Source organism: Paenibacillus catalpae, from assembly GCF_900112695.1.
Lineage (GTDB): Bacteria > Bacillota > Bacilli > Paenibacillales > Paenibacillaceae > Pristimantibacillus > Pristimantibacillus catalpae.
On the sequence record NZ_FOMT01000006.1, the window covers coordinates 551,624 to 566,016 of the forward strand.

At 48.4% G+C, this 14,393-nt stretch carries 16 protein-coding genes; 15 read left to right on the top strand and 1 reads right to left on the bottom strand.

What is annotated here, in order from left to right; genetic code table 11:
• Nucleotides 1-155 precede the first annotated feature (155 nt).
• Both BM200_RS27035 and BM200_RS27040 read left to right on the top strand, forming a co-directional pair.
• Nucleotides 156-1,316, top strand: coding sequence for a sensor histidine kinase (locus tag BM200_RS27035; RefSeq protein ID WP_091190147.1), 1,161 nt, complete (start codon nucleotides 156-158; stop codon nucleotides 1,314-1,316).
• 8 nt (nucleotides 1,317-1,324) lie between these two features.
• The gene (locus BM200_RS27040; protein WP_091189992.1) at nucleotides 1,325-2,053 is read left to right on the top strand and encodes a response regulator; all 729 of its coding nucleotides are present in this window, start codon (nucleotides 1,325-1,327) and stop codon (nucleotides 2,051-2,053) included.
• Nucleotides 2,054-2,461: 408 nt separating this feature from the next.
• On the opposite strand, the gene BM200_RS27045 is transcribed toward BM200_RS27040, so the two are convergent.
• Nucleotides 2,462-2,938: an endonuclease domain-containing protein gene (locus BM200_RS27045; protein ID WP_245773165.1), complete on the bottom strand. Its 477-nt coding sequence runs from the start codon at nucleotides 2,936-2,938 to the stop codon at nucleotides 2,462-2,464.
• A gap of 204 nt (nucleotides 2,939-3,142) precedes the next feature.
• Between BM200_RS27045 and BM200_RS27050 the strand changes: the two genes are divergently transcribed.
• From BM200_RS27050 to BM200_RS27110, 13 genes are all read left to right on the top strand, one after another.
• A complete protein-coding gene (locus BM200_RS27050) occupies nucleotides 3,143-3,595 on the top strand; it encodes a hypothetical protein (RefSeq protein WP_091189994.1) in 453 nt (150 codons plus the stop codon).
• A 102-nt stretch (nucleotides 3,596-3,697) separates the two neighbouring features.
• Nucleotides 3,698-5,683, top strand: coding sequence for an ATP-dependent helicase ComFA (locus BM200_RS27055; protein ID WP_091189996.1), 1,986 nt, complete (start codon nucleotides 3,698-3,700; stop codon nucleotides 5,681-5,683).
• Nucleotides 5,684-5,743: 60 nt separating this feature from the next.
• Nucleotides 5,744-6,640: a ComF family protein gene (locus BM200_RS27060; RefSeq protein WP_091189997.1), complete on the top strand. Its 897-nt coding sequence runs from the start codon at nucleotides 5,744-5,746 to the stop codon at nucleotides 6,638-6,640.
• A 97-nt stretch (nucleotides 6,641-6,737) separates the two neighbouring features.
• On the top strand, nucleotides 6,738-7,154 hold the full coding sequence (locus BM200_RS27065; RefSeq protein WP_139230845.1) for a TIGR03826 family flagellar region protein: 417 nt from the start codon (nucleotides 6,738-6,740) through the stop codon (nucleotides 7,152-7,154).
• Nucleotides 7,155-7,261: 107 nt separating this feature from the next.
• Nucleotides 7,262-7,534, top strand: a complete 273-nt coding sequence (gene flgM / locus BM200_RS27070) for a flagellar biosynthesis anti-sigma factor FlgM (protein ID WP_091190000.1) — start codon at nucleotides 7,262-7,264, stop codon at nucleotides 7,532-7,534.
• Nucleotides 7,535-8,038: a flagellar protein FlgN gene (locus tag BM200_RS27075; RefSeq protein ID WP_091190002.1), complete on the top strand. Its 504-nt coding sequence runs from the start codon at nucleotides 7,535-7,537 to the stop codon at nucleotides 8,036-8,038.
• A 21-nt stretch (nucleotides 8,039-8,059) separates the two neighbouring features.
• Nucleotides 8,060-9,616: a flagellar hook-associated protein FlgK gene (gene flgK, locus BM200_RS27080; RefSeq protein ID WP_091190003.1), complete on the top strand. Its 1,557-nt coding sequence runs from the start codon at nucleotides 8,060-8,062 to the stop codon at nucleotides 9,614-9,616.
• A gap of 30 nt (nucleotides 9,617-9,646) precedes the next feature.
• Nucleotides 9,647-10,606, top strand: a complete 960-nt coding sequence (gene flgL, locus BM200_RS27085; RefSeq protein ID WP_091190005.1) for a flagellar hook-associated protein FlgL — start codon at nucleotides 9,647-9,649, stop codon at nucleotides 10,604-10,606.
• An 11-nt stretch (nucleotides 10,607-10,617) separates the two neighbouring features.
• Nucleotides 10,618-11,187 (top strand): DUF6470 family protein, encoded by a 570-nt coding sequence (locus tag BM200_RS27090; protein WP_091190006.1) that lies wholly within the window; start codon nucleotides 10,618-10,620, stop codon nucleotides 11,185-11,187.
• Nucleotides 11,188-11,306: 119 nt separating this feature from the next.
• On the top strand, nucleotides 11,307-11,687 hold the full coding sequence (gene fliW, locus BM200_RS27095) for a flagellar assembly protein FliW (RefSeq protein WP_091190007.1): 381 nt from the start codon (nucleotides 11,307-11,309) through the stop codon (nucleotides 11,685-11,687).
• 11 nt (nucleotides 11,688-11,698) lie between these two features.
• Nucleotides 11,699-11,935, top strand: coding sequence for a carbon storage regulator CsrA (csrA, locus tag BM200_RS27100; protein WP_091190008.1), 237 nt, complete (start codon nucleotides 11,699-11,701; stop codon nucleotides 11,933-11,935).
• A 150-nt stretch (nucleotides 11,936-12,085) separates the two neighbouring features.
• Nucleotides 12,086-13,819, top strand: coding sequence for a flagellin N-terminal helical domain-containing protein (locus BM200_RS27105; protein ID WP_091190009.1), 1,734 nt, complete (start codon nucleotides 12,086-12,088; stop codon nucleotides 13,817-13,819).
• Nucleotides 13,820-13,963: 144 nt separating this feature from the next.
• Nucleotides 13,964-14,389, top strand: a complete 426-nt coding sequence (locus BM200_RS27110; protein ID WP_217649589.1) for a flagellar protein FlaG — start codon at nucleotides 13,964-13,966, stop codon at nucleotides 14,387-14,389.
• Nucleotides 14,390-14,393: the final 4 nt, after the last annotated feature.

Sequence of the window (14,393 nt, forward strand, 5' to 3'; positions counted from 1 at the left end):
AATCTGTGTTATGATAGGGGAGAATAGCCTTCTACAAGGTAAAACGGCTTTGCCGTCCTTTGATAGTTAAGAGCGTTTCAATCCGGAGAATTCTAAGCTCTATTATAAGGAGAAATTTTTATATTATTAGAGTTTGAGAAAGGTTGCCGATTGTTTTGGACCAGCACATCGTCGATATTAATAATGTGATTACAAATGCGATCTCCGTTATGGAGGACAGTAAACTACAAATTTACGAAATATGTGAGTCGGCGCGTCAGGAGTTGGAATCGCTTGGCCAGGAGCTCGAGATTGTGTTGGCAGAAACGCTAACCACAATTGAACGAGTTGACCAGCTCGAGCAGGACTATCGGCGCGCCCGCATCCGGTTGACTGAAGTTAGCCGTGACTTTGTTCGATATAAAGAAGAGGACATCAAAACCGCCTATGAGAAGGCAACTCAAATTCAGCTTGATCTGATGGTCTACCGGGAGAAAGAGGCTTATTTAAAAACTCGCCGGGATGATCTGCAGAAGCGGGTTCGCAATGTTGAGAAGTCGATCGAACGGGCGGAGACGATTGCCTCGCAAATTAATGTAGTACTCCAATATTTGTCCGGCGACCTTAACCAAGTGTCGCGCATATTGGAGTCGGCGAAGACGAGACAGATGATTGGACTCAAAATCATTGTGGCGCAAGAGGAAGAACGGAAACGGATTTCACGCGAAATCCATGACGGACCGGCCCAATCGCTCGCCAATATCGTGCTTCGAACAGAAATTGTAGAAAGAATGCTTATAAAGAAGGAATTTCAATTGGTACAGGACGAATTATTAGATCTGAAGGGTCAGGTTCGTTCCGGGCTGGAGGAAATACGTAAAATTATTTTCAATCTGCGCCCGATGGCCTTGGATGATTTGGGTCTTGTACCTGCACTTCGCAAGTTCGCTCATGACTTCGAGGATAAGACGAAGATCCGGACGATCTTCGAGCTTAACGGAAAAGAAGTCAGAATGCCGTCAGCCATGGAAGCTGGGGTATTCCGCCTTGTTCAGGAAGCGTTCACCAATGCACAGAAGCATGCAAGAGCATCCTTTATTACTCTGGAGGTTGCTTTTACGACAGAGACGGTCACGATTACAATCGTGGATAACGGTATTGGATTCCAGACCGAACAGACGGAAGTACATGCGCAGAATAACTCCCATTTTGGCTTGATAGGCATGCGCGAGCGTGTAGATCTTCTTGAAGGGAGGATGGAAATCGACTCAAAAATAGGACACGGGACGAAGATTATAGTCAACATCCCCATTTCAGTAGAGAGTAGAAAGGAGTAAGATGACGAATGAACCAGGCAGCGCCGGCTAGTAAGCGCAAGATTAAAGTATTGCTTGCGGACGATCACCAACTTTTCCGCGAAGGGCTTAAACGGATTTTAAACATGGAAGACGATCTTGAAGTAATCGGGGAATGCGGGGACGGCATTCAAGTACTCGAGTTTTGCAATCACACGATTCCGGAAATCGTGCTCATGGATATTAACATGCCAATCGAGAACGGTGTTGTAACAACCGAGCGACTGAAAACGATTTTCCCTGATGTGAAAGTTATTATTCTATCTATTCACGATGATGAAAGCTACGTATTCGAGACACTCCGCAAAGGGGCTACAGGCTACCTGCTGAAGGATATGGAAGCAGAGTCTCTGATTAACGCAATCCGTTCCGTTGTGAACGGTCATGCCTATATCCATCCGAAGGTGACAGGCAAGCTGATCAACCAGCTGCGCCGTATGACTTACCTGGACGAGATGGGCGTTATCTCCGGAGCTGCAGCGGGCATGGAGCCGGGAGTGAAATTTGTAGCGGGCGAAGACAATCCGCTGACACGCCGCGAAGCGGAAGTACTGCGTCTTATGGCTGAGGGCAAGAGCAATAAGATGATTGGCGAGTATTTGTTCATTAGCGAAAAAACCGTTAAAAACCATGTAAGCAGCATTTTGCAGAAGATGGAGGTTGACGACCGTACGCAAGCGGTTATTCAATCCATCAAATTTGGCTGGGTAACACTGTAGCCGGGGGCTAGCTAGTTTCACACGCAAAGTGCGCTCTAAGCGCACAGGAGGCGAGGGGCTCGATCGAAGGCAGACCAAAGCTGCATGCGAGAGGCAGGAACCCGGTGAAGAGCGGCCCGCCGTCAGGCGACCCGAAGTCAGAGCAGGTCTGGTTACAGGTACATAATAGAGTCCCGTGTCGTAGACGCGGGATTTTTTTGTGTTTTGGTGAGAGCATGGGAAGCGTGGGAGTTAAGGTCCCTGAGGGAGCTTAAAGGCGTCGGAGTGGCCTACGACTGTCGAAGTTGTGAGGTAAGAGTATAAAAACGAACTCGGGAGCTGCCGCTGGAGGCTGGGGCAAGGAGCTTCTTTTCAACTAATTCCTTCAAAAGTGATCGAGCAGCTTTATTACCAACTTGGAGCAACGTTTTAACCTCTTTCGGAGAAATCTTGCTGCAGCGTAAGGTTAGTCTCGGGAGCAAGACTGAAGAGTTTGCCGAACAGCTGCTGGATGAATTGCTGGCATTGGCGTGGTTTGTTTTTCACATCGTCGTAGGAGAAACGGATAACCGTCCAGCCGTCCAGGATGAAATGATTTTGTCGCATAAGGTTGTCAGCAAATTGTCTGCGGTCGGTGTCCCGGTGATGCGGGCCGTAGCCGTCGATTTCGATACAGATTTTGTAGGGCTTACGAAGATAGGCATAGTCCAGAAAACGCGGGCCGTCTTTGTAATCATTGACTTCAAATTCAGCATGCAGATGTTCCAAGTGTCCGATTGCTGGCCACCAGACCTTTTTCAGAAAAATATCCTCGGCATGCCGCTCCTCCTCGAGCCTTCGTTTGCGTTCTCCTCCACTGGATGCAAATTGGGAAGTTAACCATTGATCATATTGAGCTTCCAGCATTCGAGATCCCTCCTTAGCAAAATAAAAAGCACACTACTCTCTCCCGTTAGAAAACGGAAATAGAGCGGTGTGCTTCACGCGCCAAATATATTTGTATTTATTTTACATCAGGCTAATTGGCATGTCGATCGCATATTTTGTCTGTCTTGTCCTTGTGTCCGTAACCACTAGGCGCATAACGGCATATATTGTCACAAAGAGGAGGTGGCCGACCTGATTACGATTTTACTCCTTGTGATAGGCTGTTATGCTTTGGCCGCCGCATCGGTGCATGTGGCTTATAGGCTTAGGAGAAACAAGGCGCGTGAAAGCAAGCATTATGTTCTTGTCGCCCATGACCAGCATATGAAGATGGAGATGTTTCTTCGCCAGTTTTCTTCGTATTCGCGCAGAATGGGGACGGATGTCCAGCTTACGGTTGTAGATAGTCACTCGGCTGACGAGACTGCTCAGATTGTAGACCGACTCCGGAAAGAGAACGGGAATATTACGGTTTTTGCGGATGAAGGTTTAAAAGATCGTAAGCGCTCACATCGAGACGATTCTTCCGCAGGTCTCATATGGATGCTTACAAACGAAGGAATTGTGAGTAAGCCGGACCAGGCTATTCTTGTGGATTTGCAGAATCCTTCGGATTTGTCGAAAATGCCGTTTTGAGCTATAATGGGACCTAATTGAAAGTACGGAGTGAAGCACACCCCGATGATGCGATTCGCGTCATTGAGGTGTGCTTTTTTGCGTGTGCAGGGAGGGGTGTGGGTGAAGGCTTATGTATATCTAGTATGTATTGGAGGGGCGTGGTCTGCTCAGATGACGATTGCACCAGAGGTGGACCGGCTGTTTTGGATGGAGGATGGGCTTGCGGAGGCAGCTAGGGTGGTGGATGGCCGGCAAAGTGGAAGGAAGAGTAGGGAGAAGCTACGGAGTAAAGCCGTGGAGCTGAGGTTAAAAGGGGAGCGGGTGGAGGAAGGCCTGCTGTCGGAGGAAGCCTTGCCTTTAGGCGATGCGATTCGGTGCGTGGAATTGTGGCAAGGTGCCGGAGCTGCCCGGGGTGAGGCGGGCAAAGCTTGCGGGCCGCTGGCTTCGCTTGCGGCCTGTGTGGAGCAGGCGCGCCGCGAAGCGTCTGGCGCGCTTGTGGGGCCGGGCGGGCAGGCTGCAGGCGATGCCAGCCTGCCCGCCCGGCAGTGGGCGCGAGCCGCCGCTGAAGCGGGCGGCTCTAGCCCGGGCTCCGCGCGCGCGGCTGCTCGCGCGCGGGAGGCCATGGCGGCCGCTGCGCAGCGGGCCGCCGCGGCCTTGCAGGGCCGTGCGCTGCTTCGCAGCGAAGCGCACGCCCTGCTTGAGGGCGCCGCCGCCGATATTGGCGGCGCACTGCAATTAGCGCAGCTGCTAGGCTGGCTGCGCCTCACTGGCGCTGTCGCCGCCGGGAACGGCCGGCGGCGGCGCGAGTGCCGCTGCAGGCGATGCGGCAGCGGCGAAGCGCACATGCACCGCACGGCTTGCGCGGCGTGCGGGCGCATGTGCGCCTATTGCTCGGCATGCCTCACCATGGGGCGCAGCCGCGAATGCGAGCTGCTGGTGCTTGGCATGCCTGCACCGCCATTACCGGCCGATTCTATTCCGGCCGACTTGCACAAATGGCAGCTCAGCCCCGCGCAAGCTGCCGCCACCGGATCGGCGCTTCGATTCATCGAAGCGCCGCACCAGTCACAGCAGAGCAAAGAATTCCTCCTCTGGGCCGTCACCGGCGCCGGCAAGACGGAAATGATCTTTCCGCTTGTCGAGTCGGTCCTTATCCGGGGCGGCAGAGCCTTAATTGCAACACCTAGAAGGGATGTTGTTATCGAGCTTGACCCGCGCATTCGGCGTGCTTTTCCCGACGCAAGGGTGGTCACCTTATATGGCGGCAGCGAGCAGCGCTGGGAAGCGGGCGATATAACGTTAGCAACCACGCATCAGCTGATGCGGTTCTATCTAGCTTTTGATCTGGTGATTATCGACGAGCTTGATGCGTTTCCCTACCATGGAGATCCGATCTTGCATTTTGCGGCAGACAAAAGCCGCGCGCCTCATGCGCCAAAGCTGCTGCTGTCTGCTACGCCGCCAACTGAGCTTCAACGTAGAGCGAGGAGTGGTCAATTGCCCCATGCGAGAGTACCTGTCCGTTATCATCGTCATCCGCTGCCTGTGCCCCAGCTGATACGTACACCGTCCGTTGCCAAGCTGCTTCAGGCCAAAAGTCTGCCGAGAGCACTGCTTGCCGCTTTGAATCACTCTCTGGCTAGAGGCGCCCAGCTATTCTTATTTGTCCAGCGGATCTCACAGGTTGAACCGATGGCCAAGCTTCTGCGGACAGTACTCAAACAGTCAGCTGTCGAAGGGACCTCGTCCCAAGATCCGCTTAGAGCGGATAAAGTAAGCAGATTCCGCAAGGGCCAGATCCGGGTTCTCGTAACCACGACTATTCTGGAGCGGGGAGTGACGATTCCGCGCAGTGATGTTTATATTCTCGATGCGGACGGACGATTGTTTGACGAGGCATCACTCGTACAAATGGCAGGAAGGGCCGGGCGTTCGGGAGATGATCCGAATGGCTTCGTCTATTTTTGCGGAAGGGAGCGCTCCCGGTCCCAAATCTCAGCTGTCCGCCATATTCGCGGAATGAACCGGATAGCCGGAAAGCAAGGATACTTAATCCAAGAAGGAACAGCCACGCGTACCTTTTGGAGCCGCTTGTTAAAGCGGTGAGGCATAATCCATATCATCCATACGCACGAAGCTCCACTCAAAAAAAGAAGGAGGTCTACCATGCTCCAGCTGCTCCGACAGCTTTTTCAGCGCTCGACACATGACATCCAGCAGGCTTTGCAGTGGCTGAACACAAGTTCATCCGAATGTCCCTTCTGCGGAAAAGGATTAAGCAAAACTCTCCTATCTCCGTCATTTCTCAAATCAGGAGGACTCCAAGCCTATCTCTCCTATCTGCCGTCCTCCTTCATTCAATCGGTTTGCTCTTCCTGCCAGGCAGCAATACCATGGCTAACACCAATAAAATGCCGGATTTGCGGGAGAGGAATCACCTGTACCGACTGTGTCCGCCGGACGGATGCCCGATTTATAGCAAATCGGAGCGCGGTTCAGTACAGCAGCGAGATGAGAGAATGGCTTGCCCAATACAAGTATCGCGGCAATGAGAGGCTGGAGCATATGCTTGCCCAGATGATGCTCCCTGCTTTTGCAGCTATTACGAAGGAAGCAGCCTTTCGCACACAACCCTCTTCTCCCGATGAAGTCAGCAGCTCATCCTCCTTCTGGGATGCCATTACCTTTGTGCCGGTCAGCTCGGAGCGGGCAGAGGAGAGGGGCTTTAATCAGGCGGAGCGTTTTGCTTCGATACTTTCCGGATACCATCATATTCCGCTCTATGATCTGCTCATCCGGCAGCGTCATACGGAGAAGCAAAGCTTTAAGACCCGATCCGAACGTATGAAGGATACGAGGCGCTTATTTCAAGCGAAGCCGGAGACAATGGGCCTTTTGCATACATCACTTTCAAACTCTTTAGCACCCTCCCGTCCTATCCGTCTTCTGCTCATTGACGACATCTATACCACGGGCAGTACCATTCAGGCCTGCGCGACTGCGCTGCATGAGCAGGCATCTATTTCTCTCGCTATTTATGCCCTGACATGGGCGAGATCCTAGCGGATAATATCCTCTGCAAGATTACTAGTGAAAAAACTCCCAATATCCGTTAAAATAAACCCTATCTACTCTTGATTGCTGGAATGGGGAAACGATGATGAATTTAGACAATTGTCCTCGGTGCGGAAAGCTGTTTGCGAAAAATTTTCGTGACGTCTGTCCTGCATGTATTCGGGATATTGATAAAGAATACGAATTGTGCTCCACGTACTTGCGTGAGAATAAAGGCGCGATCATAACCGAGCTGCACGAGGCAACGGGTGTATCGATCAAACAAATCACGAAGTTTATTAAAGAAGGACGGATTTCGCTCTTAAATGCCCCGAGTCTTATGTATCCTTGCGAAGTATGTGGTACACTGATTAGGGAAAACAATATCTGCGGCAATTGCCGTGCACGGTTATTGAAGGATACTCAGCGCATGCACGAGGACGAGGCAAGGAATGCTTCTCATCGTTCGGAAGAGAGAGTATCTTACAAAGGCATTGATAAGTACAAAAACAGGTTAAATTAATATTTTGTCCCATAACTTGGCCTATTCATTTTCAAACTTACTGAACCGATAATACTGTTAAAGGTTATCGGTTTTTTTCTATTGTGTAACTAAAGAGGTGATTATCCATGAAGATAAATGAAACGAATCGGATCGGCGCATACAACTACTACCAGAAGCAGATGGAACAACGGGTTGATGGTGCAAATAAGAAGAAACAGAAGGATGTCGTAGAGATCTCGGCGGAGGCGAAGGAAATGCTCTCCAATACCCAAGCAAACAGCCCTGAGCGGCAAAAACGCATCGAAGAGCTCAAGCAATCCGTGTCTGCCGGTACGTATAAGGTTGATGCCGGGAGAATCGCTGACAAGCTGCTTCCATACCTGAAGGGTGATGAGTAGATGAACGAACATATCCGTCAGATTTTACTTACTTTGCAGGAGCTGCTGGATGCTCATCGTGAGCTTATCCAGCATGCCAATGAGAAGACGGAAGCCATCCGAACGGAAAATGTTGAAGCGGTATCGCTCATTACGAGTCGCGAGAGAAAAAGCGTGCAGCGTATTGTCGATCTGGAGCAAACCCGTCTCCTTCAAGTAGGAAGGTATACGGTTGAACAAGGGCTGCGCAATATGCGTTCTCTAAAGATGGAGAAACTCATTCAGATGGTCTACCATGCCGAACAGAAGCTGGAACTTCAGCAAATGTGGCGGGAGCTGTCTGCCGCGATTAAGACACTGCAGGATGTGAATACATTTAATCAGCAGCTGATTCGAATGAATCTGGATTACTTGCAATTCACCCAGGATCTGCTCCTTGGCGCGCCGGAGGACGAGGTTACTTATCATCGCGCCGTACAAGGGATGAACGTGCAGCGTGCTAGTCGCTATAATCTCAAGACTTAAGCATAGAGAGGACAAGATACGATGGCATCTACATTTCATGGTCTGGAGACCGCGAAACGAAGCATCTTCACCACTCAGACCGCGCTGAATACGACAGGTCATAATATCTCGAATGCGAATACAGTAGGCTATTCCCGGCAGCGGGTTAACTTCACTGCAGCTCGTCCAATTGAAGCCTATGGCTATTCTCACTCCACAGCTGCAGGACAACTTGGTACTGGCGTGGAAGCGAGCTCAATTACCCGGGTGAGGGACAAGTTTTTGGACAGCCAGTTTCATAGTGAATACAAGTGGCTCGGCAATTATACCGTCCAGGCAGATACGCTTGAGAAGTTGGAAACCATCGTAAATGAGCCAAGTGACACGGGCCTGCAGACGGTAATCTCGAATTTTTGGAATAGTTGGTCGGATATAAGTAAAACACCAGAAAGCTCGGATGGCCGGGCTGTACTTGTTGAACAGACGAAGGCCATGATGGATGCTTTTAACTATACATACAAACAGCTTACTGATTTGAAAACGGATTTGTCGGAAAATGCTCAAATTAACCTTGATAACCTCAAGTCGATCTCGGGCACAATCGCCAACTTGAACGGACAAATCCAGCGTATTGAAGGAATCGGCGATGATGCTAATGACCTGCGGGATCAAAGGGATGCTCTGGTAGATGAACTATCCGGTCTCGCTAATATCAAGGTGTCTGATTTATCCGACGGTTATACGATTACAATGGGCAATGTGACCTTGGTTGTGGGTAAGACTGCGGAAGGATCACAAGGATTGACTTTAGATGATATGGCAAGTGCGATAGAGAACGGTGATTTAAGTAACGGCGCTATCTACGGTACTATTCAGTCGCGTGACAAATATGTACAAGGTTATATAGAGCAGCTGGATCAAATGGCTAACACAATCGCAAATGGCGATATTGAGGTCACAATTCCTAAAGGTTCGGTATTGCCCGAAGGTACGGTGCTTAACGGTGTAACCTACACAGGGGCTAACCGCACGCTGACGGAGGATCTGAAAGTTACCGTTCAAGGCTTGAACGGCCTGCATCAGCTGGGCTATACGATGAACGGGGAGCAAGGTGAACCGCTGTTCACGGATGCTGACGGCAATATCGATAATTTAACCGCAGCTAATATCCAATTGAATCCGAAGATAGCAGCTGACCCTACATTGCTAGCAACTTCCATGAAAGTGACTCTTAACGCAGATGGAACGGAATCAGTTGTATCAGGCAACAATTCAATGGCAGTTCTGATGTCCCAGGCTCGCGATACAAAATTTGCTTTTGACGGTACAGACAATAACACAATCAATGGATTCCTTCGCTCTGTTGTTGGCCAATTAGGTGTGCAGTCCAAGGAAACGCAACGTTTGCAGTCGAATCAAAAAACGATTGTTGAGCAGGTAGATTCACGCCGGATGTCTGTCAGCGGGGTATCGCTTGATGAAGAAATGTCTGATCTCGTGAAGTTCCAGCATGCGTACAATGCATCTGCACGTGTGATGACCGTTATCGACGAAACGCTTGATCGTATCATCAACAGCATGGGCCGTGTCGGCCTGTAATCTAATAGATAGAGCCGGAGGTGCAGCCACGTGGCATTGCGCGTAACGCAAACAATGATGTCTTCTCAAATGCTTAGCAACATTACAAACAACATGAACAGTATGAATAAGCTGCAAAACCAACTTTCTACCGGGAAAGCAATCAATAAGCCTTCAGATGATCCAGTTGGTATTACTTTTGCTTTGCGGTATCGCGGTGAGATTGCTTCTAATGATCAATATACAGATAACGCAGATGCGGCTTTGTCATCATTGGAATATATGGATACTACCATTGGTCAGGCAACGGATATCGTTCAACGGTTTCGTGAATTGATCGTTAAAGGCGCAAATGGTACGCTCGAACAAACAAGTCTCACAGCTATTCAGACAGAGGTTTCGCAGTTGTACAATCAAATGGTTGAAATCGGAAACAGCCAGTTTAACGGAAAACAGATGTTTAATGGCGAACAGACAAGTGTTAAACCATATTCTACAATCGGATTGGATCAGGTGACTGATCCCTTGGCTGATCCTCCTCAACTAAAAGCATTCAGCAGCCAGACCGATACCGGAAGCATCAATTATGAGCTGTCACCGGGCATGACAATGGAAGTAAACATTACCGGAAATGATGTTTTTGGAGACCCGGTTAGTAATGAGTCCGATACAACAAGTGATAACTTGTTCCAGCTTATGCATCGTGCCTATGATATGTTGGGTTCAGGTGATCAGGAAGGGTTAACAAGTCTGCTCGGTCAGATTGATACGCGAATGAACACCATGCTGACGGCAAGAGCTCAGATTGGCGCGCGTGTTAACCGTGTGGAAATTGTACAAGGCAGACTGTCGGATGTGGATGTTAATCTCCAGCAGATGCAGCAAAAAGTAGAAGATGTCGATATGGCACAAGCTATTACAAATATCACCACCTTGGAGAACGTTTATCAAGCGTCATTATCCGCAGGTGCTAAAATCATTCAGCCTAGCCTTGTAGACTTCTTGAGATAGGAAGGGTTCTAATGGCGATTGGTCAGATTCAAATTCATCAGCAGCCAGCCTTAATAGGGATCCAGGTAAGACCTGCGGAGCAACGTATTGAGCAGCCGCAGGCTTCCGTCGATATGCGGCAGATTCCAGCGAAGCTGTCTATTGAGCAGCCTATGGGTGTTCTGGAAGTTAATCAGGATAGGGCATGGGATGCATTAGGATTAGCTAACAACCTGGAAGTATCGAGTAGAATTTATTCGCAAGCCAAAGAAATTGCGCTTCAGGGTGTAGCCCGTCGGATGGAAGAAGGGCGGCAGCTGGCGGATCTTGCACATGTAAAGAATAATCCAGTCGCAAGCCTGTCGAAAGACTGGCAGATCGAAGGGCCGTCGATGCCCGTTACAGGGCCGGCTTCTATTGATAATGTAGATGTATCTTTTACACCGGGCAAAGTACAGATATCCGTTGAGCAGGGCGGTGTTGACTTGAATGTCACACCTAATCGTCCTATTCATGAATATACGCCGGGCAAAGCAGAAATCTACATGCGTCAATATGCATCCGTGCAGATTACACCGCCAAGCATAGATACCTTTCTGTAGCGGTGATTTTACAAGTCTCATAGAATTAGGTTTAATAAACTATAGGCCTTCAACGTATATGCCTTATATACGAGGTCTGTAGTTTTCTTTTTTATCTTGTAGACGAAGAGGGGATTCGATTGACTACATACCAGTTTGATAACGGAATACCGGGCTTTGAACACCTGCAACAATTTACATTGTCTGAAGTAGAGGGAGAATTACCGGTAAGGCTGATGCAATCCGTTGAGGATGAGAATATCACGTTTCTTATTGCCAACCCCTTTTTCTTTTATAATGAATATGAATGGGATTTACCGGAGTCGGTCATACAAGAATTAAGCCTAACCGACGAAAAGGATGTAGAGGTCTGGTCGATCATTACGTTAAATCCGGATCCTATGAAATCGACGATAAACCTACTTGCGCCGATCGTTCTGAACAAGTCAACAAATCGCGGCAAGCAGCACATCATTCATGACCATGCCTTTAGTTCAAGAGCCCCTTTATATCAAGCCTAAGGAGGAACGACATGCTTGTATTATCCCGAAAGATAGATGAGTCGATTATGATCGGTGGAAATATTGAAGTCGTTGTGCTTGGTGTCGAAGGTGACAATGTGAAAATTGGCATCCGAGCTCCTAAGGATATAGAAATATTACGCAAAGAGCTCTATGCCAATATACAATCTTCTAACCGTGAAGCGGTGAGCAGCCTGCAGTCTTTAAATGATGTAGTCCAGCTGCTTAAACAGAATCGAAACAAATAAAATTAAAAATAGAAATTTTTGTTTTTCCTCTATAAAATTCCTCGAATGCTGTCGATATAATTAATAAGCGCGGGGGAGGGGCGGCCGACCCTTTCACCGTAAGCTTCCGCAAGGATGCGGAACTAACAGACATTCAGGGAGGAAATAACAATGCGTATTAATCACAACATTGCAGCTCTTAACACTTTGAGCTCGCTGAACAGCGCTTCTGCAGCACAAAGCAAATCCATGGAAAAACTGTCTTCCGGTCTTCGTATCAACCGTGCAGGTGACGATGCAGCTGGTCTGGCAATTTCCGAAAAAATGCGTGGCCAAATCCGCGGTCTGGACATGGCTGCTAAAAACGGTCAAGACGGTATCTCTTTGATCCAAACGGCTGAGGGCGCTTTGAACGAAACTCATAGCATCCTGCAACGTATGCGCGAGCTGGCTACACAATCCGCGAACGGTACGAATACGGATACTGACCGCTCGGCTCTGCAAGACGAAATGAACCAATTGACTTCCGAAATCAACCGTATCGGCAATACAACTGAGTTCAATACTCAAAAATTGCTGAATGGCGGTATCGCTTCGAACGATGGTTCGAAAATTACTCAAGCTAAGAGCGCTGAAATTGTTGGTGCTACTACTTTCGCTGGTAATGCTGATGTTACGGGACTTACTTCTGCAACAATTAAAGTTGATGGTACTACATTTGATATTACATCTGTACTCGATAAAGATTTCAGCGTAGCTGGCCCCCCTGCTACAGCTATCACTAAAGATCAATTAATCGACCAATTGAAAAATGTAACTGCTGGCGGAGTTAAATTGTCTGATCTCGTTGACATTAAAGACAACGGTACAGCACTTACTTTCACAGCTAAATCTAAAGGCGATACAAGCAGCATTACTATTACTGCAGATGACGACGATGCAGCTGTAATGTTAGGTTTCGCTAACGCAGCAGCGACTGGTACGGAAGTTAAAGGTACACCAACAACTGTTGAGCGTCATGGTCTTGAAGGTTCCACAGCTGTAGACGGCACAGATGTTACAATTGCCGCTAATTCCACATTTAAGGTTACTGTTGGTACGGATAGCGCGGTTGAAATTAATCTGGGACCTAACGCTAAAACTTACGACACTAGTAACACTGACGCTAATATTGCAAAAGCAGCGACAGCTGATCTGGTAAAAGATCTGAACGCAGCATTGCAAAAAGCTGGCCTTGATGGCAAAGTAACGGCTTCTGTTTCGGATGATAATAAAATTCAGTTTATTTCCGAAAATGGAAAAGATATTAAACTCGAAAATGGAACTGGTGCTCCTCTAACTGCTGTTGGATTCACAGGTACTTCAGGTACACCTGGTGACCTTGAAGCTGTTGGTAACATCGAACAAGTAGTTGGACCTGGCGCTCAAGGCTCTGGCTTCTCCACTAAATTCCAGATCGGTGCAAACTCCGGCCAATCGATGTCCTTGACAATCGCTGACATGCGTTCCGCTGCACTCGGTATCACTGGTAACGCTGGTCAAGCTGGCTTCACTACTGCTAACTCCGTTACTAACGGAACTAACGACGTGAAATCCGAAGCTGCTCTTAATATCTCGACCAAAGAAGGCGCTTCTTCCGCAATTAAAGTTTTGGACTCGGCTATTAGCTCCGTATCCGGCGAACGTTCCAAACTTGGTGCTGTTCAAAACCGTCTGGAGCACACGATCAACAACCTGGGTACAGCTTCCGAGAACCTGACTGCTGCCGAATCCCGTATCCGTGACGTTGACATGGCGAAAGAAATGATGGAGCAAACGAAGAACTCGATCCTTGCACAAGCTGCTCAAGCTATGCTTGCTCAAGCGAACCAACAGCCGCAAGGCGTACTTCAACTTCTCCGTTAATTTTTAACCATTACGGAATAAAGAGAGACCTTAGGCGACTAAGGTCTCTTTTTTAATAGGGTTTACTTGCAATGTACCTATAATAATCGCTTTTTAATATGCCGATATAATAGGTAACATCAATCTGGCAGGAGGAAAATTCGGATGAGTTCAAATCTATCTATCTCAGGATCGAATTTTCCATCGGAACGAATTTCGGCATCCGAAGCACCAAAGAGTATTCCTAGCAAAGAAGCGTATGCGGAAACTTCGGTACAGATGGAAGCGGCTGTTCAAGGAACACGTACCTATACAAGCTTTGAAGATGTGAAACTGGCTGAGATGCAAGGCGAGAAGATCAGCGTTGGAGAGCAGCAGTTATTCAAAAATATCGAGCAGGCTGTTAAAGCTATGCGGGGAAGACCAACAGAACTGCAGTTTGATGTGCATAAGCAAACCCATCTTGTTGCGGTGAAGGTCAAGGACAAGGAAACGGGGGAAGTATTGCGCGAAATCCCTCCAGAGAAGTCGCTTGATTTTATTGCAAAGCTATGGGAAATGGCAGGTTTAATTGTTGACGAGAAAAGGTAATGAT